General features: G+C 59.5%; 20 protein-coding genes. 17 read left to right on the top strand and 3 right to left on the bottom strand.

The window, feature by feature from the left end; translation table 11 throughout:
- Positions 1-83: 83 nt before the first annotated feature.
- From dapC to map, 3 genes are all read right to left on the bottom strand, one after another.
- The gene (gene dapC, locus ACW9I6_RS17720) at positions 84-1,283 is read right to left on the bottom strand and encodes a succinyldiaminopimelate transaminase (protein ID WP_457339602.1); all 1,200 of its coding nucleotides are present in this window, start codon (positions 1,281-1,283) and stop codon (positions 84-86) included.
- 46 nt (positions 1,284-1,329) lie between these two features.
- Positions 1,330-4,032, bottom strand: a complete 2,703-nt coding sequence (locus tag ACW9I6_RS17715) for a [protein-PII] uridylyltransferase (protein WP_003219334.1) — start codon at positions 4,030-4,032, stop codon at positions 1,330-1,332.
- A gap of 61 nt (positions 4,033-4,093) precedes the next feature.
- Positions 4,094-4,876, bottom strand: a complete 783-nt coding sequence (gene map / locus ACW9I6_RS17710) for a type I methionyl aminopeptidase (protein WP_003219332.1) — start codon at positions 4,874-4,876, stop codon at positions 4,094-4,096.
- 385 nt (positions 4,877-5,261) lie between these two features.
- Between map and rpsB the strand changes: the two genes are divergently transcribed.
- From rpsB to ACW9I6_RS17625, 17 genes are all read left to right on the top strand, one after another.
- Entirely contained in the window at positions 5,262-5,999 is a 738-nt protein-coding gene (rpsB, locus tag ACW9I6_RS17705) for a 30S ribosomal protein S2 (protein WP_003219330.1), read from the top strand.
- 192 nt (positions 6,000-6,191) lie between these two features.
- Positions 6,192-7,055 carry a translation elongation factor Ts gene (gene tsf / locus ACW9I6_RS17700; RefSeq protein WP_008432237.1) on the top strand — a complete coding sequence of 288 codons (864 nt, stop codon included), beginning with the start codon at positions 6,192-6,194 and terminating at the stop codon, positions 7,053-7,055.
- A gap of 211 nt (positions 7,056-7,266) precedes the next feature.
- Positions 7,267-8,010 (top strand): UMP kinase, encoded by a 744-nt coding sequence (gene pyrH, locus ACW9I6_RS17695; RefSeq protein ID WP_003219327.1) that lies wholly within the window; start codon positions 7,267-7,269, stop codon positions 8,008-8,010.
- On the top strand, positions 8,007-8,564 hold the full coding sequence (frr, locus tag ACW9I6_RS17690) for a ribosome recycling factor (protein WP_003219325.1): 558 nt from the start codon (positions 8,007-8,009) through the stop codon (positions 8,562-8,564). The genes pyrH and frr overlap by 4 nt, the downstream gene beginning before the upstream one ends.
- 17 nt (positions 8,565-8,581) lie before the next feature.
- Entirely contained in the window at positions 8,582-9,337 is a 756-nt protein-coding gene (gene uppS, locus ACW9I6_RS17685; RefSeq protein ID WP_003219323.1) for a polyprenyl diphosphate synthase, read from the top strand.
- The gene (locus ACW9I6_RS17680; RefSeq protein ID WP_457339601.1) at positions 9,337-10,143 is read left to right on the top strand and encodes a phosphatidate cytidylyltransferase; all 807 of its coding nucleotides are present in this window, start codon (positions 9,337-9,339) and stop codon (positions 10,141-10,143) included. Before uppS ends, ACW9I6_RS17680 begins: the two co-directional genes overlap by 1 nt.
- Positions 10,140-11,330 carry a 1-deoxy-D-xylulose-5-phosphate reductoisomerase gene (ispC, locus tag ACW9I6_RS17675; RefSeq protein WP_177055370.1) on the top strand — a complete coding sequence of 397 codons (1,191 nt, stop codon included), beginning with the start codon at positions 10,140-10,142 and terminating at the stop codon, positions 11,328-11,330. Before ACW9I6_RS17680 ends, ispC begins: the two co-directional genes overlap by 4 nt.
- A gap of 53 nt (positions 11,331-11,383) precedes the next feature.
- On the top strand, positions 11,384-12,736 hold the full coding sequence (rseP, locus tag ACW9I6_RS17670; RefSeq protein WP_008432227.1) for a sigma E protease regulator RseP: 1,353 nt from the start codon (positions 11,384-11,386) through the stop codon (positions 12,734-12,736).
- A gap of 74 nt (positions 12,737-12,810) precedes the next feature.
- The gene (bamA, locus tag ACW9I6_RS17665) at positions 12,811-15,198 is read left to right on the top strand and encodes an outer membrane protein assembly factor BamA (RefSeq protein ID WP_003219316.1); all 2,388 of its coding nucleotides are present in this window, start codon (positions 12,811-12,813) and stop codon (positions 15,196-15,198) included.
- A gap of 45 nt (positions 15,199-15,243) precedes the next feature.
- Entirely contained in the window at positions 15,244-15,747 is a 504-nt protein-coding gene (locus ACW9I6_RS17660; RefSeq protein WP_003219314.1) for an OmpH family outer membrane protein, read from the top strand.
- Between the two features lie 3 nt (positions 15,748-15,750).
- Entirely contained in the window at positions 15,751-16,806 is a 1,056-nt protein-coding gene (gene lpxD / locus ACW9I6_RS17655) for a UDP-3-O-(3-hydroxymyristoyl)glucosamine N-acyltransferase (RefSeq protein WP_457339600.1), read from the top strand.
- A 110-nt stretch (positions 16,807-16,916) separates the two neighbouring features.
- Positions 16,917-17,357 (top strand): 3-hydroxyacyl-ACP dehydratase FabZ, encoded by a 441-nt coding sequence (gene fabZ, locus ACW9I6_RS17650; RefSeq protein ID WP_003219309.1) that lies wholly within the window; start codon positions 16,917-16,919, stop codon positions 17,355-17,357.
- Positions 17,354-18,130 carry an acyl-ACP--UDP-N-acetylglucosamine O-acyltransferase gene (gene lpxA, locus ACW9I6_RS17645; protein WP_003219308.1) on the top strand — a complete coding sequence of 259 codons (777 nt, stop codon included), beginning with the start codon at positions 17,354-17,356 and terminating at the stop codon, positions 18,128-18,130. Before fabZ ends, lpxA begins: the two co-directional genes overlap by 4 nt.
- 2 nt (positions 18,131-18,132) lie before the next feature.
- Positions 18,133-19,272, top strand: a complete 1,140-nt coding sequence (gene lpxB / locus ACW9I6_RS17640; RefSeq protein WP_457339599.1) for a lipid-A-disaccharide synthase — start codon at positions 18,133-18,135, stop codon at positions 19,270-19,272.
- A complete protein-coding gene (gene rnhB, locus ACW9I6_RS17635; protein WP_457339598.1) occupies positions 19,269-19,901 on the top strand; it encodes a ribonuclease HII in 633 nt (210 codons plus the stop codon). Before lpxB ends, rnhB begins: the two co-directional genes overlap by 4 nt.
- Positions 19,902-19,976: 75 nt before the next feature.
- Positions 19,977-23,498 carry a DNA polymerase III subunit alpha gene (gene dnaE / locus ACW9I6_RS17630; protein ID WP_457339597.1) on the top strand — a complete coding sequence of 1,174 codons (3,522 nt, stop codon included), beginning with the start codon at positions 19,977-19,979 and terminating at the stop codon, positions 23,496-23,498.
- 139 nt (positions 23,499-23,637) lie between these two features.
- The gene (locus ACW9I6_RS17625) at positions 23,638-24,585 is read left to right on the top strand and encodes an acetyl-CoA carboxylase carboxyltransferase subunit alpha (RefSeq protein WP_003219302.1); all 948 of its coding nucleotides are present in this window, start codon (positions 23,638-23,640) and stop codon (positions 24,583-24,585) included.
- Positions 24,586-24,667 lie beyond the last annotated feature (82 nt).

Below are 24,667 nucleotides of genomic sequence, written 5' to 3'. Positions count from 1 at the left end.
CCCCAAAAAAGCGGGAGCGCTGCGCACTCCAGCGGGAGCAAGCTCCCTCGCCACAGCAAGCCCCCTCGCCACATTCAGCGCAGTTATTTATTGCGGGTAATAAAGTCGCGAATCCGCGTCGCCGCTTCCACGCACTCCGCCAGCGGCGCGACCAGCGCCAGGCGTACACGCCCGGCGCCCGGGTTGACCCCGTCCACTTCCCGCGACAGGTACGAGCCCGGTACCACGGTCACGTGTTCTTCCACGAACAAGTCCCGGCAGAACGCCGCATCGTCGCCCTTCACATTCGGCCACAGGTAGAAGCCGCCGTCCGGGTTTTGCACGTCCAGCACCGGCTTCAGGATCGCCAGCACCGCATCGAACTTCTCCCGGTACAGGTCACGGTTGGCCTGCACGTGGGCTTCGTCCTGCCAGGCAGCAATGCTCGCCAGTTGGGTTTGCACCGGCATCGCGCAACCGTGGTAGGTGCGGTACAGCAGGAAGCCCTTGAGGATATCGGCATCGCCGGCCACAAAGCCCGAACGCAGGCCCGGCAGGTTGGAGCGCTTGGACAGGCTGTGGAACACCACGCAACGCTTGAAGTCCTGGCGGCCCAGTTCCACGCAGGCGCTGAGCAGGCCTGGCGGCGGGGTTTGTTCGTCGAAGTACAGCTCGCTGTAGCACTCGTCGGCGGCGATCACGAAGTCGTATTCGTCGGCCAGGGCGATCAGCTTTTTCAGGGTGGCGACGGGAATCAGTGCACCGGTGGGGTTGCCTGGCGAGCAGAGGAACAGGATCTGGCAGCGTTTCCAGATGTCCGGCGATACGGCGTCGAAATCCGGGTTGAAGCCGTTTTCATCCAGGCACGGCAGGTAATGCGGCTTGGCCCCGGCGAGGAACGCCGCCCCTTCGTAGATCTGGTAGAACGGGTTCGGGCTGACCACCAGCGCGTCGTCGCTACGGTTGACCACGGTCTGGGTGAAGGCGAACAGCGCTTCACGGGTGCCGTTCACCGGCAGGATGTTGCGCGCCGGGTCAAGCCAGCCCTTGGGCACGCTGAAACGGCGTTCACACCAGGCGCCAATGGCTTCGCGCAGGGCGGGAATGCCCAGGGTGGTGGGGTACACCGCCATCTGGTCCAGGTTGTTGGCCAGCGCCTCGGCGACAAACTGCGGGGATTTGTGCTTCGGCTCACCGATGGACAGGGCGATGGGGCGTTTGTCCGGGTTCGGCGTGACGCTGCCCAGCAGGACGCGCAATTTCTCGAACGGGTAGGGCTGCAGCTGGTTCAGGGCGTTGTTCATCGATAAATCTCGTTCAATTCATTGGAAGCTGAAAATGGGCGGTCGGTCAGATGCTCAAGCGTGACATCTCGACGCCGGTCTCCTGATTGACGCTCAACTGCTGGACGATGGCTTCCTGCAAGCGTCGGCACAGTTCAGGGTCGGAAAGCGGCTGGTTGTCGGCATCGGTAATGAAGAACACGTCTTCCACCCGCTCGCCCAGGGTCGCAATCTTGGCGTTCTGCAACGACAGGTCGAACTCCAGGAATATCGTGCCGATCCGTGCCAGCAGGCCCGGGCGGTCCGGCGCGCTGAGTTCCAGCACCGTCACCGGGCGCTGGGCGTCGTTGTGGATGGTCACCTCGGGGGCAAAAGCAAAGTGCTTGAGCTGGCGCGGCACCCGACGCTGGATGATGGTCGGGTAGTCGTCAGGATTGCGCAGCGCGTCGGTGAGGCCTTTGCGGATCTTTTTCACCCGCTCCGGGTTGTCGCCGATGGACTCGCCTTCTGTGTCGAGCACGATGTAGGTGTCGAGGGTGAACTGGCTGCTGGAGGTGATGACCCGGGCGTCGTGAATGTTCAGGTTGAGCTGGTCCATCGCCGCCACGGTCACGGCGAAGAAGTCGTGCTGGTCGGGCGCGTAGATGAAGATCTGGGTGCCACCCTCGAACTCGCGCTGGGTGGTTTCCTTGATCAGCACCAGTGGGCCGCCATCGGCCGGCTGCTGCAGGATCGCGTCGCTGTGCCAGGCCACGTCGCCGGCGGTGTGGCGCAGGAAGTAGTCGTCTCCCAGTTGCGACCAGAGTTGCTCGACGTCGTCCGGGTCATTGCCGCCACGCACCAGAATATCCAGGGCCGCGCTTTGGGTGCGGCGGATCTGTTCTTCGCGGTCCACCGGGTTCTCGAGGCCGCGACGCAGCGCGCGCTTGGTCTCGGTGTAGAGCTGGCGCAACAGGCTGGCGCGCCAGGAGTTCCACAGCGTCGGGTTGGTGGCGTTGATGTCGGACACGGTGAGCACGTACAGGTAGTCGAGGCGGGTTTCATCGCCGACGGCCTGGGCAAAATCGTGGATCACCTGCGGGTCGGACAAGTCCTTGCGCTGGGCGGTGGTGGACATCACCAGGTGGTTCTGCACCAGCCACACGATCAGGCGGCTGTCCCACAGCGGCAACTGGTGACGCTGGCAGAACGCTTCGGCGTCCACTGCGCCAATTTCCGAGTGATCACCATGCCGGCCCTTGCCGATGTCGTGGTACAGGCCGGCGAGGTAGATCAATTCCGGCTTGGGCAGACGCGCCATGAGCTTGCTGGCCAGCGGGAATTTCTCTGACACCTGGGTGTACTGCAACTTACGCAGGTGCTTGATCAGGTTCAGGGTGTGGGCGTCCACCGTGTAGATGTGGAACAGGTCGTGCTGCATCTGCCCGACGATAAAACCGAACTCCGGCAGGTAGCGCCCCAGGATCCCGTAGCGGTTCATGCGCCGCAGGTTGCGGTGGATGCCGATCTTGCACTTGAACAGCTCGATAAACAGACTGGTATTGCGGATGTCGTGGCGGAAATCGTCGTCGATCAGGTGACGGTTTTCCCGCAGCAGGCGAATGGTGTCGGCGCGTACGCCCTTGATTTCCGGCTGCTGGGCCATCAACACGAAGATTTCCAGCATGGCGAACGGCGTGCGTTTGAACACGTTGTCGTTGCGTGCCTCGATATAGCCATCGTGGAGCTGGAAGCGCGCGTTGATCGGCTGCGGCGGTGCTTCGTCTTCCGGGGCCAGGATCACTTCTTCGAAGTGCTGGATGATCAGGTCGCTGAGCTGGGCAATGCTCATTACCACGCGGTAGTACTGCTGCATGAAACTTTCGATGCTGGTCTTCGCGTCTTCGCCTTCAAACCCCAACAGGGTGGCGATGGAGCGCTGGTGGTCGAACAGCAGGCGGTCTTCGGAGCGCCCGGCCAGCATGTGCAGCGCGTAGCGCACTTTCCAGAGGAATTCCTGGGAGGAGGCCAGCAGGGCGTTTTCGCTCTCCACCAGGAAGCCTTCCCCGGCCAGGGCGCGCAGGTTCAGGGTGCCGTACTGGCGACGGGCGACCCACAAAATCGTCTGGATGTCCCGCAGCCCGCCCGGGGAGCCTTTGACGTTGGGTTCCAGGTTGTATTCGGTGTCGTTGTACTTGTGGTGCCGGGCTTTCTGCTCGGCACGCTTGGCCAGGAAGAAGTCCTTGCTCGGCCACATGTGCGCGGTGCTGGTGACTTCCAGCATGCGCTGGCGCAGGCGCTCGGGGCCGGCGATGGTGCGGCTTTCCATCAGGTTGGTGATCACCGTCAGGTCGGCGCGGGCTTCCTGGGCACACTCGTCCACCGAGCGTACGCTTTGGCCGACTTCCAGGCCGATGTCCCACAACAGCGTCAGAAAACGCTCGATGGAGTCGCGAAAGATCTCGTGATCGGCGCTGTCCAGCAAGATCAGCAGGTCGATGTCGGAGTAGGGGTGCAGTTCGCCACGGCCGTAGCCGCCGACCGCCACCAGGGCGATATCGGCGTCTTCACTCCAGCTGAACTGTTCCCAGGCCTTTTGCAGGATGTTGTCGACGAACCAGGCGCGGTCCTCGATCAGCCGGCGGATATCGCGGCCGGTACGAAAGCGCCCGTCGAGCACCTCGCGGGCCTGACGAATGGCCTTCTTGAAGGCGGCGATGGGGCTGGCCTTCAGTGCCAGTTCCGCCTGGAACTGGCCACGGTCGAAGAGTTCGGGATCCACCTGGGGCATCGATCGGTTTTCCTTTCTATCTATGGGTCACAGCGTCGCTATTAGAAAACCGGTGCAAACATTACGCCGAAACGCGGGGAATCGTGTCGTCGGCACGCAGGGTGAAGATCTCGTAGCCGGTGTCGGTCACCAGCAGGGTGTGTTCCCACTGCGCCGAGAGCTTGCGGTCCTTGGTGATGGCGGTCCAGCCGTCGCCCAGCACCTTGGTGTCGGCCTTGCCCTGGTTGATCATCGGCTCGATGGTGAAGGTCATGCCTGCCTTGAGCTCCATGCCGGTGCCGGCGCGGCCGTAGTGCAGGATCTGTGGCTCTTCGTGGAACACCTTGCCGATGCCGTGGCCGCAGAACTCGCGCACCACCGAGAAGCCGTTCTTTTCAGCGTGCTTCTGGATGATTTCACCGATGTCGCCCAGGCGGCAGCCAGGCTTGACGATCTCGATGGCCTTGTACATGCATTCCTGGGTGACTTGCGACAGGCGCTCGGCCCAGACCGGCACGGTGCCGACGTGGAACATGCGGCTGGTGTCGCCGTGGTAGCCGTCCTTGATGACGGTGACGTCGATGTTCAGGGTGTCGCCGTCCTTCAGCGGCTTGTCGCCGGGAATCCCGTGGCACACCACGTGGTTGATCGAGGTGCAGATCGACTTGGGGAAACCCTTGTAGTTCAGCGGCGCAGGGATGGCCTTTTGCACGTCGACGATATAGTCGTGGCAAATGCGGTCCAGCGCTTCGGTGGTGACGCCGGGCTTGACGTGTTCGGCAATCATTTCCAGGACGTCGGCAGCCAGTTTGCCGGCAACACGCATGCCAGCGATATCTTCGGCGGTTTTGAGGGTTACGGTCATACAGGCTCTCTCTAGCGCGACGCGCTGAAATCAATACGGTTTACGGGTGTGCGACAAAAGGTTGCAGAATTCGCACAAGCCCAAAAAACGCGATTCTAGCAGACGCAAGGGTGAAACCATGAGCGTCTGGCGATCGCTTCTGTCTATAAGGATGGGGGCATTCTGGCTCTATTCAAAGGCTTAGGCAAAAGCGACTGACGGCAAATGTGATTGCGGGTTTCGTTTTTGCAAGCTCTGTGGTATAAAATGCGCCGCTTTCCGGGGATACCCCGCAAAGCTTAAATCCACACACGTGTCGACACGATGACCTGGGTGCCGGAGGCGAATGCCGCTGGTTGGTCATTGGGATACGTGGAGGCCAAACCCGACTTATTAAGGAACTATCATGTCCCAAGTCAACATGCGCGATATGCTGAAGGCCGGTGTGCACTTCGGTCACCAGACCCGTTACTGGAACCCGAAAATGGGTAAATACATTTTCGGCGCGCGTAACAAGATCCACATCATCAACCTTGAAAAAACCCTGCCAATGTTCAACGAAGCTCTGACTTTCGTAGAGCGCCTGGCCCAGGGCAAAAACAAGATTCTGTTCGTCGGCACCAAGCGTTCCGCTGGCAAGATCGTTGCTGAAGAAGCAGCACGTTGCGGTTCGCCGTACGTCGATCACCGCTGGTTGGGCGGCATGCTGACCAACTTCAAAACCATCCGTGCTTCCATCAAGCGTCTGCGTGACCTTGAAGTGCAAGCCGAAGACGGTACTTTCGCCAAGCTGACCAAGAAAGAGGCGCTGATGCGCACTCGCGACCTGGAAAAGCTCGATCGTTCCCTGGGTGGTATCAAGGACATGGGCGGTCTGCCTGACGCACTGTTCGTTATCGACGTTGATCACGAGCGCATCGCGATCACCGAAGCCAACAAGCTGGGCATCCCGGTTATCGGCGTAGTCGATACCAACAGCAGCCCGGAAGGCGTTGACTACATCATCCCAGGCAACGATGACGCAATCCGCGCTATCCAGCTGTACATGGGTTCGATGGCTGACGCTGTAATCCGTGGTCGCAACCACGTTGCTGGCGGTACCGAGCAGTTCGTTGAAGAAGCTCCGGTAGCTGCAGCTGAGTAACTGACGCCTTGGCGTTGACTCAGTAAGCAAAAAGGGGGCTTGGCCCCCTTTTTGCCACCTCGAAAACCATTTGTCGGCAGCGCAGCTACAACATTTGTAACGTGCAGCGGCCTACAAGGGTGGTTCGGGAAGAATTGATCGCCCGTTCAATCGGGTGGAATGGTTGAAAACCTATCCAAGAGGATTTTGAAAATGGCAGAGATTACTGCAGCGTTGGTTAAAGAACTGCGTGAGCGTACCGGCGAAGGCATGATGGATTGCAAAAAGGCCTTGACCAAGGCCGGCGGCGACATCGAAAAAGCCATTGATGACATGCGTGCTTCGGGCGCCATCAAGGCTGCCAAGAAAGCAGGCAACGTCGCTGCTGAAGGCGCCATCGCAATCAAGGAAGACGGCAAATCGGCCGTTATCCTGGAAGTTAACTCGCAGACCGACTTCCTGGCCCTGCAAGACGACTTCAAGAACTTCGTCGCTGCCAGCGTTGAAAAAGCATTCGCTGACAAGCTGACCGACGCCGCTCCGCTGATCGAAGCTCAAGAAGCTGATCGTCTGGTTCTGGTGGGTAAAGTGGGCGAGAACGTTAACATTCGTCGCCTGACCCGCGTTGAAGGTGACGTTGTGGGTGCTTACCTGCACGGCAACAAGATCGGTGTTGTGGTTGCCCTGAAAGGCGGCAACGTTGAACTGGCCAAAGACATCGCTATGCACGTAGCGGCCAGCAACCCTGAATTCCTGCTGCCATCGGAAGTTTCTGCTGAAGCCATCGAACGCGAGAAAGCCGTGTTCCTGCAGCTGAACGAAGAGAAAATCAAAGGCAAGCCTGAAAACATCGTTGAAAACATGGTCAAGGGCCGTATCAGCAAGTTCCTGGCTGAGGCTTCCCTGGTTGAGCAGGCGTTCGTCAAGAACCCTGAAATCAAGGTTGGCGAACTGGCCAAGAAAGCCGGTGCTGAAATCGTTTCCTTCACCTACTACAAAGTAGGCGACGGCATCGAGAAGCCGGTCGACAACTTCGCTGAAGAAGTTGCTGCCCAGCTGGCTGCCACCAAGAAGTAAGACAGTTTTTAACTGTCGCCCAAAAGAGGCTGCCCGCTTACGCGCGCAGCCTCTTTTCAAATGGGGTGATCGATTTTTATTGGTTTCCCTTTGGAACTGGCTTACAAAGCCGTGTTCCGATGGCGCTGTGACAGCGTCAAGCTAGAGTGAACGCAGGCCGTAAACGGCTTGCCAAGAATTTTCAAAAAATACGCCGCAGGAGAGATTCGCAATGGCTCAGCAGGGCAGTGGTCATCAGGCTCGCTATAAACGCATTCTACTCAAGCTTAGCGGCGAGGCCCTGATGGGCTCGGAAGAGTTTGGGATCGATCCCAAAGTACTCGATCGCATGGCGCTGGAAGTCGGCCAACTGGTCGGTATCGGTGTCCAGGTCGGTCTGGTGATCGGCGGCGGCAACCTGTTCCGTGGCGCGGCACTCAGCGCTGCCGGCATGGATCGGGTGACAGGCGACCACATGGGCATGCTGGCCACTGTGATGAACGCCCTGGCCATGCGTGATGCGCTGGAGCGCGCCAATATCACCGCGATCGTGATGTCGGCTATTTCCATGGTTGGCGTAACGGATCACTATGATCGTCGCAAGGCCATGCGTCACCTGGATGCCAAGGAAGTCGTGATTTTTGCGGCCGGTACCGGCAACCCATTCTTTACCACCGATTCGGCAGCTTGCCTGCGTGGTATCGAGATCAACGCGGACGTGGTGCTCAAGGCCACCAAGGTTGACGGTGTCTACACTGCAGACCCATTCAAAGACCCGCATGCCGAGAAGTTCGATCATCTGACTTATGATGAAGTACTGGATCGCAAGCTGGGCGTGATGGACCTGACGGCAATTTGCTTGTGCCGCGACCACAAGATGCCGCTGCGCGTATTTAACATGAACAAGCCCGGCGCCCTGCTGAACATCGTACACGGCGGCGCGGAAGGGACTCTGATCGAGGAAATCGAACAATGATCAACGAAATCAAAAAAGACGCTCAAGAGCGCATGCAAAAATCCCTGGAATCCCTGAACCATGCGTTTGGCCAGATTCGTACCGGCAAGGCCCACCCAAGCATCCTGGGCAGCGTGATGGTGCCTTACTACGGCGCTGATACCTCGATCACCCAAGTGGCCAACATCACTGTAAAAGATTCGCGCACCCTGCAAGTCGTTGCTTTCGAGCGCAACATGCTCGGCGCCGTCGACAAGGCCATCCAGAGCGCCGGTTTGAACCTCAATCCGACCAACCTGGGCGAATTGCTGCTGATCTCCATGCCTGCCCTGACCGAAGAAACCCGCAAGGGCTTCACCAAGCAGGCGCGCAGTGCAGCAGAAGACGCACGTGTTGCCGTGCGCAACATCCGTCGTGATGCCTTGGGTGACCTGAAGAAGCTGGTCAAGGACAAGGAAATCAGCGAAGACGAAGAGCGCCGTGCCGTTGCTGATATCGACAAGCTGACTAAAGATGCCGAGGCCCAGATCACCAAGGCCACGGAAGATAAAGAAAAGGACCTGATGGCCGTATAAGGGGTCAGGACGCCTTCATGGAAAAGACCAAGCAGACTGTGCCCTCCGTGGTGCCGCGCCATGTCGCGATCATCATGGACGGGAATAATCGCTGGGCGAAGAAGCGCTTTATGCCGGGCGTTGCCGGGCATAAGGCGGGTGTCGACGCTGTACGAGCCGTGATCGAGGTGTGCGCCGAGGCCAAGGTCGAAGTATTGACCCTGTTCGCGTTCTCCAGTGAAAACTGGCAGCGCCCGGCCGAGGAGGTCAGTGCCTTGATGGACCTGTTCTTCAAGGCCCTGCGCCGCGAGGCCAAGCGCCTGAACGAGAACAACATCAGCCTGCGTATCATCGGTGACCGTTCGCGGTTTCATCCGGAGCTGCAGGCGGCCATGCGCGAAGCCGAGGCGATCACTGCCGGCAGCAACCGTTTTGTGCTGCAGATCGCAGCCAACTACGGCGGCCAGTGGGATATTGCCCAGGCCGCGCAGCGTCTGGCGCGGGAAGTGCAGGCCGGCCATCTGCGTCCGGAAGACATTACCCCCGAACTCTTGCAAACCTGCCTGGTGACCGGCGACCTGCCGTTGCCGGACCTGTGCATTCGTACCGGTGGCGACCATCGCATCAGCAACTTCCTGTTGTGGCAGTTGGCCTATACCGAACTGTACTTCTCCGACCTGTTCTGGCCGGACTTCAAACACGATGCCATGCGCAATGCGCTGGCCGATTTCGCTTCCCGTCAGCGTCGCTTCGGTAAAACGAGCGAGCAGATCGAAGCTGGAGCCCGGGTTTAATGCTTAAACAACGAATCATCACGGCGCTGATCCTGCTGCCTATTGCCCTGTGCGGGTTTTTCCTGCTTGAAGGTGCGAACTTCGCGCTGTTCATCGGCCTGGTTGTGACGCTGGGTGCCTGGGAATGGGCGCGCCTGGCGGGTTTCGCCGCGCAGTTGCCTCGTGTGGTGTATGCCGCTGTCGTGGCGTTGTTGATGTTCCTGATGTACATCCTGCCGGACGTGGCGCCCTGGGTGCTAGGTGCGGCGGTGTTGTGGTGGACGTTGGCGACCTATCTGGTGCTGACCTATCCGGGCACCAGCAGTCACTGGTCCAGTGTTGCCTGCAAGCTGGTGATTGGCCTTTTGATTCTGTTGCCTGCCTGGCAGGGCCTGGTCTACATCAAGCACATGCAACTGGGTAACTGGCTGATCATGGCGGTGATGGTCCTGGTGTGGGGTGCCGATATCGGCGCCTATTTCTCCGGGCGTGCCTTCGGCAAGCGCAAGCTGGCGCCGGCTGTCAGCCCGGGCAAAAGCTGGGAAGGCGTGTATGGCGGCCTGGCGTTGACCCTGGTGATTACCGTGGTGGTCGGTGTGGTGCGTGGCTGGACCGTCAAGGAAATGCTACTGGGTCTGGTGGGCGCAGCCGTGGTGGTGTTCATCTCGGTGGTCGGTGACCTGACCGAAAGCATGTTCAAGCGCCAGGCCGGGATCAAGGACAGCAGTAACCTGCTGCCGGGTCACGGTGGCGTGCTGGACCGTATCGACAGCCTGACTGCCGCGATCCCGATCTTTGCCGTACTGCTGTGGATGGCTGCCTCGTGAGCCGCCTGCAACAGGTAACCGTGCTGGGCGCTACCGGCTCGGTGGGGCTAAGCACCCTGGATGTGATTGCCCGTCATCCCGAGCGTTATCAAGTATTCGCCTTGACCGGTTTCAGTCGCCTGAATGAGCTGCTGGCACTGTGTGTGCGGCACGCGCCGCAATACGCAGTAGTGCCCGAAGCGGCAGTTGCACGTGGTTTGCAGGATGACTTGCGCGCTGCGGGCCTGGCGACTCAGGTATTGGTGGGGGAGGAGGGGTTGTGCCAGGTTTCGGCAGACCCTGAGGTCGACACCGTGGTTGCGGCGATTGTCGGCGCTGCCGGCTTGCGCCCGACCCTGGCGGCCGTTGATGCGGGCAAGAAGATTCTGCTGGCCAACAAAGAAGCCCTGGTGATGTCCGGGGCACTCTTCATGCAAGCGGTGCGCAAGAGCGGCGCCGTGCTGTTGCCGCTCGACAGCGAGCACAACGCGATTTTCCAATGCATGCCGGGTGATTTCGCCCGCGGGTTGAGCCAGGTCGGCGTGCGCCGGATTCTGCTGACAGCCTCCGGTGGTCCGTTCCGGCAGACGCCGCTGGCCGATCTGGAGCATGTTTCTCCCGATCAGGCGTGCGCTCACCCGAACTGGTCCATGGGGCGCAAGATCTCGGTGGATTCAGCGAGCATGATGAACAAGGGCCTGGAGCTGATTGAGGCCTGCTGGTTGTTCGATGCCCGGCCGGACCAGGTCGAGGTGGTGATCCACCCGCAAAGTGTGATTCATTCCCTGGTGGACTATGTGGATGGCTCGGTATTGGCCCAACTGGGCAATCCGGACATGCGTACGCCGATCGCCAATGCCCTGGCATGGCCTGAGCGGATTGACTCGGGTGTTGCGCCGCTGGATCTGTTTGCCATTGCCCGTCTGGACTTCGAAGCGCCCGACGAGCAACGCTTCCCTTGCCTGCGTCTTGCGCGGCAAGCTGCGGAGGCGGGTAACAGTGCCCCGGCGATGCTGAATGCGGCCAATGAAGTGGCTGTGGCGGCGTTTCTGGACCGGCGCATCCGCTTTCCGCAGATCGCGGGTATCATCGAGGACGTTTTGAGCCTTGAGCCCGTCGTCCCGGTGAATGATCTGGGCGCGGTGTTCGAAGCGGATGCAAAGGCCCGGGCCTTGACCGAGCAGTGGTTGAGCCGCAATACGCGTTAGCCTCTGGGTGTGTTCAAGCCTTCAGGCACTGGATTGAAATGCGGAGAAATTAGATGAGTGCGCTCTACATGATTGTCGGCACCCTGGTTGCTCTGGGTGTGCTGGTTACCTTCCACGAGTTCGGCCATTTCTGGGTCGCGCGTCGTTGCGGCGTCAAGGTACTGCGCTTTTCCGTAGGCTTCGGCATGCCGTTGCTGCGCTGGCACGACCGTCGTGGCACCGAGTTCGTAATTGCGGCCATTCCATTGGGCGGCTACGTCAAGATGCTCGACGAGCGCGAAGGCGAAGTGCCGGCTGATCAGTTGGATCAATCCTTCAACCGCAAGACCGTTCGTCAGCGCATCGCCATCGTCGCGGCAGGCCCGATCGCGAATTTCCTGTTGGCGATGGTGTTCTTTTGGGTCCTGGCCATGTTGGGTAGCCAGCAGGTGCGTCCGGTGATCGGTGCCGTCGAGGCCGACAGCATGGCGGCGAAGGCCGGCCTGACTGCCGGGCAAGAAATTGTTGCAGTTGATGGCGAACCAACCACCGGCTGGGGTGCCGTCAATTTGCAGTTAGTGCGTCGCCTGGGTGAAAGCGGCATCGTGAAACTGGTGGTGCGCGATCAGGATTCCACCACCGAAACCTCGCGCGAGCTGGCCCTGGACCACTGGCTGAAAGGCTCCGATGAGCCTGACCCGATCAAATCCCTGGGCATTCGCCCATGGCGTCCGGCCTTGCCGCCGGTGCTGGCGGAGCTGGATCCGAAGGGGCCGGCCCAGGCCGCGGGTCTGAAAACCGGTGATCGCCTGCTGGCCCTCGATGGCCAGGCGCTGAGTGACTGGCAGCAGGTGGTCGACCTGGTGCGTGTACGCCCTGATACCAAAATTGTGCTGAAAGTTGAGCGCGATGGTGCTCAAATCGACGTCCCTGTGACCCTGGCGGTTCGTGGGGAAGCCAAGGCAGCCGGGGGTTACCTGGGGGCCGGCGTCAAAGGTGTCGATTGGCCACCTTCGATGGTTCGAGAGGTCAGCTTCGGGCCGTTGGCGGCGATTGGCGAGGGTGCGAGACGCACCTGGACCATGAGTGTGCTGACCCTCGATTCCCTCAAGAAAATGTTGTTCGGCGAGCTCTCGGTAAAAAACTTGAGTGGACCGATAACCATTGCTAAAGTGGCGGGCGCTTCTGCCCAGTCGGGCGTTGTAGATTTCCTGAATTTCCTGGCTTATCTGAGTATTAGCCTTGGGGTTCTGAATTTGTTGCCCATTCCAGTATTGGATGGGGGGCATCTGTTGTTTTATCTGGTCGAGTGGGCGCGTGGTCGCCCCTTGTCGGATCGGGTGCAGGGTTGGGGGATACAGATCGGTATCAGTTTGGTGGTCGGGGTGATGTTATTAGCCTTGGTCAACGATCTGGGACGACTGTAACGCTTCGCTGAATTGCGAATCTGCCGCATTTTGCGGCAGTTTGTTTATTGCCAGTTGGAATAAGAAAGGACTTCATGAAACGTCTGCTGCTAACTGCGGTTCTCACCGTATTGATGATCGCCGAAGTTCACGCCGAGTCCTTCACCATCTCCGATATTCGCGTCAACGGCCTCCAGCGGGTTTCCGCGGGTAGCGTCTTTGGTGCCTTGCCGTTGAACGTCGGGGAACAGGCTGATGACCGTCGCCTGGTGGAATCCACTCGTGCGCTGTTCAAAACCGGGTTCTTTCAAGATATCCAACTGGGTCGCGAAGGTAACGTCCTCGTCATCACTGTCGTCGAGCGACCTTCTGTCGCCAGTATCGAGATCGAAGGCAACAAGGCGATCTCCACTGAGGACTTGATGAAAGGCCTCAAGCAATCCGGCCTTGCCGAAGGCGAGATCTTCCAGCGTGCCACCCTCGAAGGCGTGCGTAACGAACTGCAACGCCAGTACGTTGCCCAGGGTCGTTACTCGGCTACCGTCGAGACCGAAGTGGTGCCGCAACCGCGTAACCGCGTCGGCCTGAAGGTCAACATCAACGAAGGCACCGTGGCGGCCATCCAGCACATCAACGTGGTGGGTAACACCAAGTTTGCTGATGACGACCTGATCGACCTGTTCGAACTCAAGACCACCAACTGGCTGTCGTTCTTCAAGAACGATGACAAGTATGCCCGTGAAAAACTCTCCGGTGACCTGGAGCGCCTGCGTTCCTACTACCTGGACCGCGGCTATATCAACATGGATATCGCTTCGACCCAGGTGTCCATCACCCCGGACAAGAAGCACGTCTATATCACTGTCAACGTCAACGAAGGCGAGAAGTACAAGGTTCGTGACGTCAAGCTCAGCGGCGACTTGAAAGTGCCTGAAGACCAGGTCAAGTCCCTGTTGCTGGTGCAGAAGGACCAGGTGTTCTCGCGCAAGCTGATGACCACCACCTCCGAGCTGATCACCCGTCGCCTGGGTAACGAAGGCTATACCTTCGCCAACGTCAACGGCGTACCGACCCCGCACGACGAAGACCACACCGTGGACATCACCTTCGTTGTAGACCCGGGCAAGCGTGCCTACGTGAACCGCATCAACTTCCGTGGCAACACCAAGTCTGCCGACGAAGTGCTGCGCCGCGAAATGCGTCAGATGGAAGGTGGCTGGGCGTCGACTTACCTGATCGACCAGTCCAAGGTTCGCCTCGAGCGCCTGGGCTTCTTTAAGGAAGTCAACGTTGAAACCCCGGCTGTACCGGGTGTGGATGACCAGGTTGACGTGAACTACGCCGTAGAAGAGCAAGCCTCCGGTTCGATTACCGCCAGTGTCGGTTTCGCCCAGAGTGCCGGCCTGATCCTCGGTGGTTCGATCACCCAGAACAACTTCCTCGGTACCGGTAACAAGGTTTCCATCGGCCTGACCCGAAGCGAATACCAGAGCCGCTATAACTTCGGTTATGTCGACCCCTACTGGACTGCTGACGGCGTGAGCCTGGGCTACAACGCCTTCTATCGCACAACCGACTACAAAGACCTCGACGTTGACGTTGCAAGCTATGCAATCGACAGCTTCGGTGTTGGTGCCAACATTGGTTACCCGATCAGTGAGACCTCGCGTCTGACCTTCGGCCTGACCGCGCAGCAGGACAAGATCAAGACCGGTGTGTACACCGTGGATGAGATCTTCAACTTCGTGCGTAAAGAAGGCGACCAGTTCCTGAACTTCAAGGCTTCGGCCGGCTGGTCGGAATCGACTCTGAACAAAGGTGTCCTGGCAACCCGTGGCCATTCCCAGAGCTTGACTCTGGAAGCCACCACGCCTGGCAGCGACCTGTCGTTCTTCAAACTCGACTACCGTGGCCAGTTGTTCCAGCCATTGAGCGAAAACTACACCATGCGCCTGCATACCGAGTTGGGTTACGGTGACGGTTACGGTTCGACCAGTGGCTTGCCGTTCTATGAGAACTACTATGCGGGTGGTTTCAACTCGGTACGTGGTTTCAAGGACAGCACCTTGGGCCCTCGTGGTACCCCAAGTCGTGGTGCGGATGTAACGGGTAACAAAGGTACCGTGGCTGACTCGGACAACGACCCGCTGCCATTCGGTGGTAACGTGCTGATCCAGGGTGGTGCGGAAATCCTGTTCCCGCTGCCATTCGTTAAAGATCAACGTTCCCTGCGTACTTCGGTCTTCTGGGATGTGGGTAACGTGTTCGACTCCAAGTGCGAACAGGTCACCAACCCGAATGGCTCGAAGTCCAACACGCAGTGCAACGACGTGAGCTTCAGCAACCTGGCAAGCTCTGTCGGTGTCGGTGTGACCTGGGTTACCGCGCTTGGCCCATTGAGCTTTGCTCTGGCCATGCCGGTCAAGAAACCGGATAACGCTGAAACTCAGATTTTCCAATTCTCCCTCGGCCAGACGTTCTAAGCGTCTGACCCAAGATAACGACAACGGATTCTGTAGGAGTGCATCGTGCGTAAGTTGACTCAATTGGTTCTCCTGGCGACTGTCCTGGTAGCGACCCCGGCCTTTGCCGAAATGAAAATTGCCGTTCTGAACTATCAGATGGCGCTGCTGGAATCCGATGCGGCCAAGAAATATGCCGTAGATGCCGAGAAGAAATTCGGTCCTCAACTGACCAAGCTCAAGACGCTGGAAAGCAGCGCCAAGGGCATCCAGGATCGTCTGGTAGCCGGTGGCGACAAGATGCAGCAAGGCGAGCGCGAGCGTCTGGAGCTTGAATTCAAGCAAAAGGCCCGTGACTACCAGTTCCAGTCCAAGGAGCTGAACGAAGCCAAGGCTGTTGCCGACCGCGAAATGCTCAAGCAGCTGAAGCCGAAACTCGACAGCGCTGTGGAAGAAGTCATCAAGAAAGGTGCCTTTGACCTGGTATTCGAACGCGGTGCAGTCATCGACGTTAAACCTCAGTACGACATCACCCGTCAGGTGATCGAGCGCATGAATCAGCTGAAGTAAGCCATGACTGCGACTATCAAGCTCGGCCAATTGGCCGAGTTCCTGGGAGCCACCTTGCGTGGCTCCGCGGAGAAGGAAATCACTGGGCTAGCCACCTTGCAGGAGGCTGGCCCAGCTCAGTTGAGCTTCCTGGCAAACCCCCAATACCGTAAATACCTGGGCGAAAGCCGCGCCGCAGCCGTGCTGCTGAAGGCCGCTGACGCCGAAGGTTTTGCCGGGGACGCGCTGGTTGTTGCCGATCCGTACCTGGCGTATGCCCGGGTGTCGCACCTGTTCGATCCGAAACCCAAGGCCCCCGCCGGTATCCATCCGACGGCGGTGATCGCCGATGACGCTCAGGTTGACCCTGCCGCGAGCATCGGTGCTTTTGTGGTGATTGAAAGCGGTGCACGCATCGGGGCGGGTGTAACGCTGGGTGCCCAGTGTTTTATCGGCGCGCGCAGCGAGATTGGTGCCGGTGGCTGGCTGGCTCCGCGTGTGACCCTGTACCACGATGTGCGTATCGGTGAGCGTGTGGTGATTCAGTCCGGTGCCGTGATTGGCGGCGAGGGCTTCGGCTTCGCCAACTCGAAGGGTGTCTGGCACAAGATTGCCCAAGTGGGCGGCGTGTTGATTGGCGATGACGTTGAAATTGGCGTCAACACTGCCGTTGACCGCGGGGCCCTGGCCGATACCGTCATTGGTAACGGCGTGAAACTGGATAACCAGATTCAGATCGCCCACAACGTGCAGATTGGCGATCACACCGCCATGGCCGCCTGTGTGGGGATCTCCGGCAGCACCAGGATCGGCAAGCATTGCATGCTCGCCGGGGGTGTTGGCCTGGTGGGCCATATCGAAGTGTGCGACAACGTATTCATCACCGGCATGACCATGGTGACCCATTCGATTACCGAGCCTGGGTCCTATTCATCCGGTACGGCCATGCAGCCTGCGGCCGAATGGCGCAAGAGCGCGGCGCGTCTGAGGCAGCTCGACGATATCGCTCGGCGCCTGAAACATCTGGAAAAGCGTGTTGGGAACGTGACCCCTGACGGTAATGCTTCATCAGATGGCTGATACCATTTCCATATCAAGTGTGCACAGCCGCTAGACTGCCTCCTTGATTTGCTAGAGGGGCGTGCCTTAGTCCGCACGCTCCCAATCTTTATTACAGGCTTCCCCCCGAAATGATGGACATCAACGAGATTCGCGAATACCTGCCTCACCGTTACCCGTTCCTGCTGGTGGACCGGGTCACGGACCTCAATGTTGAGGAAAAGCGCATTCGTGCCTACAAGAATGTCAGCATCAACGAACCGTTCTTCAACGGTCACTTCCCTGCGCATCCCATCATGCCAGGCGTATTGATCATCGAAGCGATGGCCCAGGCTGCCGGTATCCTTGGTTTCAAAATGCTTGACCTGAAGCCTGCCGATGGCACGCTCTACTATTTCGTGGGCTCTGACAAACTGCGCTTCCGCAACCCGGTAACTCCGGGTGACCAGTTGATCCTTGAAGCCAAGTTCATCAGCTGCAAGCGCCAGATCTGGAAGTTCGAATGCCAGGCCTCGGTCGACGGCAAGCCGGTGTGCTCGGCTGAAATCATCTGTGCGGAACGCAAACTATGAGTTTGATTGACCCTCGCGCAATCATCGATCCGACGGCCGTACTGGCCGCCGACGTTGAGGTCGGCCCTTGGTCGATCGTCGGCGCAGGTGTGGAAATCGGCGAGGGGACAGTCATCGGGCCGCATGTGATCCTCAAAGGCCCGACGAGGATTGGCAAACACAATCGTATCTATCAGTTCTCATCGATAGGCGAAGACACCCCGGACATGAAGTACAAGGGTGAAGAAACACGTCTGGTAATCGGTGATCACAACATCATCCGTGAAGGCGTGACCATTCACCGCGGTACTGTCCAGGACCGTGCCGAGACCACCCTGGGTGACCACAACCTGGTGATGGCTTATGCGCATATCGGTCATGACAGCGTAATCGGCAACCATTGCATCCTGGTCAACAACACTGCGTTGGCCGGCCATGTGCACGTTGACGATTGGGCGATCCTGTCCGGCTTTACCCTGGTGCATCAGTACTGCCATATCGGCGCCCACAGCTTTTCCGGCATGGGTACCGCCATCGGCAAGGACGTTCCGGCGTTCGTCACCGTATTCGGCAACCCGGCCGAGGCCCGCAGCATGAACTTCGAAGGCATGCGCCGTCGGGGCTTCAGCGAAGACGCGATCCACGCCCTGCGCCGCGCCTACAAGGTGGTTTACCGCCAGGGGCTGACGGTCGACCAGGCCTTGATCGAACTGACGGAGCCAGCCGCATTGTTTCCGGAAGTCGCGATATTCCGTGACTCTATCCAGTCGTCGACTCGCGGCATCACCCGCTGATCATGGCCAGGCTGCGTATAGCGTTGGTGGCCGGAGAAGCTTCCGGCGATATTCTCGGTGCAGGCTTGATGCGGGCCCTCAAGCTCCAGCATCCGGCGGTTGAATTCATCGGTGTCGGCGGTCCGTTGATGCAGGCTGAAGGCCTGACGTCCTACTTCCCTATGGAACGCTTGTCGGTCATGGGGCTGGTGGAGGTGCTGGGCCGTTTGCGCGAGCTGCTGGCCCGTCGCAAAAAGCTGATCCAGACCCTGATCGAAGAAAAGCCCGACGTCTTTATCGGAATCGACGCGCCGGACTTCACCCTCAATATCGAACTCAAATTGCGTCAGGCCGGGATCAAGACCGTGCATTACGTCAGCCCGTCCGTGTGGGCGTGGCGGCAAAAGCGCGTGCTCAAGATTCGCGAAGGCTGCGACCTGATGCTGACCCTGCTGCCCTTCGAGGCCAGGTTCTACGAAGAGAAGGGCGTGCCGGTGCGGTTTGTCGGGCACACCCTGGCCGATACCATTCCTCTGCAGGCCGACCGTGCTGCCGCGCGTGCCGAACTGGGTTTGCCCGAAGGTCCGCTGGTGGCCTTGATGCCGGGGAGCCGTGGCGGCGAAGTCGGTCGTCTCGGCGCGCTGTTTTTTGATGCAGCCGAACGCCTGCAGGCGCTGAAGCCGGGTGTGCGCTTCGTATTGCCATGCGCCAGTCCTCAGCGCCGTGCACAAATTGAAGAGTTGCTGGTAGGGCGCAACTTGCCGTTGACCCTGCTCGACGGCGGCTCGCACCTGGCCCTGGCGGCGTGCGATGCGGTGCTGATCGCCTCCGGCACTGCGACCCTGGAGGCCTTGCTCTACAAGCGCCCGATGGTCGTGGCCTATCGCCTGGCGCCGCTGACCTACTGGATTCTCAAGCGTATGGTCAAAAGCCCCTACATCTCCCTGCCGAATTTGCTGGCCCAGCGTCTGTTGGTGCCCGAGTTGTTGCAGGACGATGCGACGCCTGAGGCGTTGGCGCAAACCATGCTTCCGTTGATCGGTGGCGGCGAAGAGCAGACACGTGGTTTCGACGAAATCCACCGCACCTTGCGCCGCGACGCGTCGAACCAGGCGGCGGACGCTGTGCTGACCTTGATCGGCCATAAACAGGAAACCCTATGAAGACGCAAATGGGCCTGGATTTCAGCCTGGTCGCCGATGCCCTTGATCTGGTTGCCGGTGTTGACGAAGTCGGTCGCGGCCCGCTGTGCGGCGCAGTCGTCACCGCCGCAGTGATTCTCGACCCGAACCGCCCGATCCTTGGCCTCAACGATTCGAAGAAACTTACCGAGGCCCGTCGTGAAAAGCTCTATGACGAGATCTGTGAGAAAGCCCTGAGCTGGCACATCGCCCGGGCTGAGGTCGAAGAAATCAACGAACTGAACATCCTGCACGCCACCATGCTGGCCATGCAGCGCGCTATTGAAGGCCTGCACATCACGCCCAAAATGGCGATGATCGACGGCAACCGCTGTCCGAAGCTGACGATGCCGGCTGAAGCGGTGGTCAAGGGTGATAGCAAAGTGCCGGCGATTGCCGCTGCATCGATCCTGGCCAAGGTCAGCCGTGACCGTGAAATGGCGGCTTTCGAATTGATCTATCCCGGCTACGGCATCGGCGGGCACAAAGGCTATCCAACGCCCGTTCATCTGGAAGCTTTGGCTCGCCTGGGCCCGACCCCGATCCACCGCCGCTCGTTTGCCCCGGTTCGCCAGGCTTTCGAGGCTCGGGAAAGCCTGATCGAGGTTTAGCAGCAAGGCTGATGTTTTTGCCAAGGCCCGGTACAATCCGGGCCTTGTTGTCTCCACGTTTTGTACAGGATCACTATGCCGGCTTCATTCGTTCACCTGCGCCTGCACACTGAATACTCCCTGGTCGACGGCCTGGTACGGATCAAACCCCTGGTCAAAACCCTGGTGGGCATGAACATGCCTGCCGTGGCGGTGACCGACCAGAACAACATGTGTTCCCTGGTCAAGTTCTACAAGGCCGCCATGGGCGCCGGCATCAAGCCGATCTGCGGTGCCGACCTGTGGCTGTCGAACAAGGACCCGGATAACCCACTGAGCCGCATCAGCCTGTTGGCGATGAACGGCGTGGGTTATCGCAACCTCACCGAACTGATTTCCCGTGGCTTTATCGATGGCCAGCGCAATGGCTCGATCATCATCGAGCGCGAGTGGGTGGCCGAAGCCAGCGAAGGGCTGATCATGCTCTCGGCGGCCAAAGAGGGTGAAATCGGTATCGCGCTGTTGGGCGGCAATCCTCATGAGTCTGAAGTGCTCGCCCGTGAGTGGATGGAGGTGTTCCCCAACCGTTTCTACCTGGAAATCCAGCGCACCAACCGCCCCAACGATGAAGAGCAGTTGCACGCCGCTGTGGCCCTGGCTGAAAAGCTTGGCGCGCCGCTGGTGGCGACCAACGATGTGCGCTTTATCAAGAAGGAAGACTTCGAGGCCCACGAAACCCGCGTATGCATCGGCGAAGGCCGGGCGCTGGACGATCCGCGCCGCTCGAAAAACTACAGCGAAGAGCAGTACCTCAAAAGCGCCGATGAAATGGCCGAGCTGTTCAGTGACCTGCCCGAGGCCCTGGAAAACTCCGTCGAAATTGCCAAGCGCTGCAATATTGAAGTGAAGCTGGGCAAGCACTTCCTGCCCAACTTCCCGATTCCCGATGGCATGACCATCGACGAGTATTTCCGCAAGGTCTCGTTCGACGGTTTGGAGGAACGCCTGAGCGTCCTGCTGCCCAAGGACACCACTGAAGATTATGAAGCCAAGCGCCAGGTCTACGTCGACCGCCTGAATTTCGAGCTGGATATCATTATCCAGATGGGGTTCCCCGGTTACTTCCTGATCGTAATGGACTTTATCCAGTGGGCCAAAAGCAACGGCGTGCCGGTGGGCCCAGGCCGTGGATCGGGTGCCGGGTCGCTGGTGGCCTATGTGCAGAAGATCACCGACCTCGACCCGCTGGAATATGACCTGCTGTTCGAACGTTTCCTTAACCCGGAACGGGTATCGATGCCCGACTTCGACGTCGACTTCTGCATGGATGGTCGCGACCGGGTTATCGAATACGTGGCCGAGAAATACGGCCGTAACGCTGTAAGCCAGATCATCACCTTCGGTTCCATGGCGGCGAAAGCGGTAATTCGCGACGTGGCCCGGGTACAGGGCAAGTCCTACGGCCTGGCTGACCGCCTGTCGAAGATGATTCCGTTTGAGGTCGGCATGACCCTGGAAAAAGCCTACGAGCAGGAAGAAATCCTGCGGGACTTCATCAAGGTCGATGAAGAAGCGGCTGAAATCTGGGACATGGCGCGCAAGCTCGAAGGCGTGGTGCGTAACGTCGGTAAACACGCCGGTGGTGTAGTAATCGCGCCTACCAAGCTGACCGACTTTTCGCCGATCTATTGCGACGAAGAAGGCGACGGCCTGGTAACCCAGTTCGACAAGGACGACGTGGAGGCGGCCGGCCTGGTGAAGTTCGACTTCCTCGGCCTGCGTACCCTGACGATCATCGACTGGGCGCTGAAGACCATCAACCGCGACCGCGCCAAGGTCAATGAGCCACCGCTGGATATCGCGTTTATCCCGCTGGATGACAAGCCGACCTACAGCCTGCTGCAAAAAGCCGAAACCACGGCCGTGTTCCAGCTTGAATCCCGCGGCATGAAAGAGCTGATCAAAAAGCTCAAGCCCGACTGCCTGGAAGACTTGATCGCACTGGTGGCCCTGTTCCGTCCGGGCCCGCTGCAATCGGGCATGGTGGATGACTTCATCAACCGTAAGCACGGGCGTGCCGAGCTGGCTTACCCGCACTCCGACTACCAGTACGAAGGTCTCAAGCCGGTACTGGCACCGACCTACGGCATCATCCTGTATCAAGAACAGGTGATGCAGATTGCCCAGGTCATGGCCGGCTATACCCTCGGCGGCGCGGACATGCTGCGTCGAGCCATGGGTAAGAAAAAACCCGAGGAAATGGCCAAGCAGCGCGGTGGCTTCATTGAAGGTTGCGCCACCAACAACATCGATGCCGACCTGGCCGGTAACATCTTCGACCTGGTGGAAAAGTTCGCCGGTTACGGCTTCAACAAATCCCACTCTGCCGCCTATGGCCTGGTGTCTTACCAGACTGCGTGGCTGAAGGCTCACTACCCGGCGCCGTTCATGGCGGCGGTACTGTCTGCGGATATGCACAACACCGACAAGGTCGTGACCTTGATCGAGGAAGTGCGCACCATGAAGCTGCGCCTCGACGCGCCGGACGTGAACACTTCCGAGTTCAAGTTCACGGTGAACGACGAAGGCCGCATCATCTATGGCCTCGGCGCGATCAAGGGCGTGGGCGAAGGCCCGGTGGAGGCGATTACCGAAGCGCGTCAGGACGGGCCGTTCAAGGACCTGTTCGATTTCTGCGCCCGGGTCGACCTCAAGCGCATCAACAAACGTACTCTGGATGGCTTGATCCGCAGCGGCGCCCTGGATCGCCTGGGCCCGTACTTCCACGATGAGCCGAAGGCGTACCAGGCCAATATCGACCGCAACCGCGCGGTATTGCTGACCGCCATGGAAGAAGCGATCAAGGCCGCCGAGCAGACCGCACGCACCCACGACAGCGGCCACGCCGACCTGTTTGGCGGGCTGTTCGTCGAAGAAGATGCCGACGTCTACGCCAACCATCGCAAGGCCAAGGACCTGACCCTCAAGGAGCGCCTCAAGGGTGAGAAAGACACCCTGGGCCTGTACCTCACCGGTCACCCGATTGACGAATATGAAGGTGAAATCCGGCGTTTCGCCCGCCAGCGCATCATCGACCTGAAGCCGGCGCGGGATACCCAGACCGTCGCAGGCATGATCATCGCGCTGCGGGTGATGAAGAATAAAAAGGGCGACAAGATGGGTTTCATCACCCTCGACGACCGCTCGGGCCGGATCGAAGCCTCGCTGTTTGCCGATGCCTTCCATTCCGCCCAGTCGCTGTTGCAGACCGACGCGATGGTGGTGGTGGAAGGGGAGGTCAGTAACGACGACTTCTCCGGCGGCCTGCGCCTGCGGATCAAGCGCGTGATGAGCATGGAAGATGCTCGCACCAACCTGGCCGAAAGCCTGCGCCTGAAGGTCAAGACCGATGCGCTCAAAGGTGATCAGCTACGCTGGTTGGGTGACTTGCTTAAACGCCACCGTGGCGCCTGCCCGGTGACCATGGAGTACACCGGCAACGACGCCAAGGCGATGTTGCAGTTTGGCGAGACGTGGCGAATTGACCCCGCCGATGGCTTGATTCAAGCATTGCGTGACCAGTTCGGGCGTGACAACGTCTTCCTCCAATACCGTTGACGGTCAGGCAGTACGAAGATCGCCTGATCTCGACCGAACATTTAATCTCGACCTAACCGCGCCTCTCCCTTAAGGTAGGGCGCGAATAGACAACCGGCTGGCCAGGCACTCCTTGGCCGTCGACCCAAGACGGACGCTTATGAACCCGAATTTTCTTGATTTCGAACAGCCGATCGCTGACCTGCAAGCCAAGATCGAAGAGCTGCGCCTGGTCGGCAATGACAATTCGCTGAATATCGGCGATGAAATCGCTCGCCTGCAAGACAAGAGCAGCACGCTTACCGAAGACATCTTCGGCAAGCTGACCAGCTGGCAGATCGCGCGCCTGGCCCGCCACCCGCGCCGTCCGTACACCCTGGACTACATCGACCATATCTTTACCGAGTTCGATGAGCTGCACGGCGACCGTCACTTCTCCGACGACGCCGCCATCGTGGGCGGTATCGCTCGCCTGGACGACCAGCCAGTGATGGTCATCGGTCACCAGAAAGGCCGTGAAGTGCGCGAGAAAGTCCGCCGCAACTTCGGCATGCCGCGCCCTGAAGGCTACCGCAAGGCCTGTCGCCTGATGGAAATGGCCGAGCGCTTCAAGATGCCGATCCTGACCTTCATCGACACCCCGGGCGCCTACCCGGGTATCGACGCTGAAGAGCGCAACCAGAGCGAAGCGATCGCCTGGAACCTGCGGGTGATGGCGCGCCTGAAGACGCCAATCATCGCTACCGTGATCGGCGAAGGCGGTTCCGGCGGCGCATTGGCGATTGGCGTCTGCGACCAGCTGAACATGCTGCAATATTCCACCTACGCGGTGATCTCGCCGGAAGGTTGCGCCTCGATCCTGTGGAAAACCGCCGAGAAGGCACCGGATGCCGCGGAAGCCATGGGCATCACTGCCGATCGCCTGAAAGGCCTGGGTATCGTGGATAAAGTGATCGCTGAGCCATTGGGCGGCGCCCACCGTGACCCGGCTGCCGCTGCCGCGACCATTCGTGCCGAACTCAGCTCGCAGCTGGCGATGCTCAAGAAGTTCGACAACGAGGCACTGCTGGCCCGTCGTTACGAGCGCCTGATGAGCTACGGTCTCTAAGCCGACGCGTTACTAAATGTGGGAGCGGGCTTGTGTGGGAGCGGGCTTGCTCGCGAAGGCGGTGATTCAGTCAATATAGTTG

This window comes from Pseudomonas sp. SDO5522_S412 (assembly GCF_054071215.1).
The sequence above is the reverse complement of the archived record's forward strand: the minus strand, read 5'-3'. Positions and strand labels throughout refer to the sequence as shown.

What these genes read in the sequence shown, in the direction of transcription:
- dapC (WP_457339602.1), bottom strand. Translation starts at nt 1,283, where the DNA reads ATGAACAACGCCCTGAACCAGCTGCAGCCCTACCCGTTCGAGAAATTG.
- ACW9I6_RS17715 (WP_003219334.1), bottom strand. Translation starts at nt 4,032, where the DNA reads ATGCCCCAGGTGGATCCCGAACTCTTCGACCGTGGCCAGTTCCAGGCG.
- map (WP_003219332.1), bottom strand. Translation starts at nt 4,876, where the DNA reads ATGACCGTAACCCTCAAAACCGCCGAAGATATCGCTGGCATGCGTGTT.
- rpsB (WP_003219330.1), top strand. Translation starts at nt 5,262, where the DNA reads ATGTCCCAAGTCAACATGCGCGATATGCTGAAGGCCGGTGTGCACTTC.
- tsf (WP_008432237.1), top strand. Translation starts at nt 6,192, where the DNA reads ATGGCAGAGATTACTGCAGCGTTGGTTAAAGAACTGCGTGAGCGTACC.
- pyrH (WP_003219327.1), top strand. Translation starts at nt 7,267, where the DNA reads ATGGCTCAGCAGGGCAGTGGTCATCAGGCTCGCTATAAACGCATTCTA.
- frr (WP_003219325.1), top strand. Translation starts at nt 8,007, where the DNA reads ATGATCAACGAAATCAAAAAAGACGCTCAAGAGCGCATGCAAAAATCC.
- uppS (WP_003219323.1), top strand. Translation starts at nt 8,582, where the DNA reads ATGGAAAAGACCAAGCAGACTGTGCCCTCCGTGGTGCCGCGCCATGTC.
- ACW9I6_RS17680 (WP_457339601.1), top strand. Translation starts at nt 9,337, where the DNA reads ATGCTTAAACAACGAATCATCACGGCGCTGATCCTGCTGCCTATTGCC.
- rseP (WP_008432227.1), top strand. Translation starts at nt 11,384, where the DNA reads ATGAGTGCGCTCTACATGATTGTCGGCACCCTGGTTGCTCTGGGTGTG.
- bamA (WP_003219316.1), top strand. Translation starts at nt 12,811, where the DNA reads ATGAAACGTCTGCTGCTAACTGCGGTTCTCACCGTATTGATGATCGCC.
- lpxD (WP_457339600.1), top strand. Translation starts at nt 15,751, where the DNA reads ATGACTGCGACTATCAAGCTCGGCCAATTGGCCGAGTTCCTGGGAGCC.
- fabZ (WP_003219309.1), top strand. Translation starts at nt 16,917, where the DNA reads ATGATGGACATCAACGAGATTCGCGAATACCTGCCTCACCGTTACCCG.
- lpxA (WP_003219308.1), top strand. Translation starts at nt 17,354, where the DNA reads ATGAGTTTGATTGACCCTCGCGCAATCATCGATCCGACGGCCGTACTG.
- lpxB (WP_457339599.1), top strand. Translation starts at nt 18,133, where the DNA reads ATGGCCAGGCTGCGTATAGCGTTGGTGGCCGGAGAAGCTTCCGGCGAT.
- rnhB (WP_457339598.1), top strand. Translation starts at nt 19,269, where the DNA reads ATGAAGACGCAAATGGGCCTGGATTTCAGCCTGGTCGCCGATGCCCTT.
- dnaE (WP_457339597.1), top strand. Translation starts at nt 19,977, where the DNA reads ATGCCGGCTTCATTCGTTCACCTGCGCCTGCACACTGAATACTCCCTG.
- ACW9I6_RS17625 (WP_003219302.1), top strand. Translation starts at nt 23,638, where the DNA reads ATGAACCCGAATTTTCTTGATTTCGAACAGCCGATCGCTGACCTGCAA.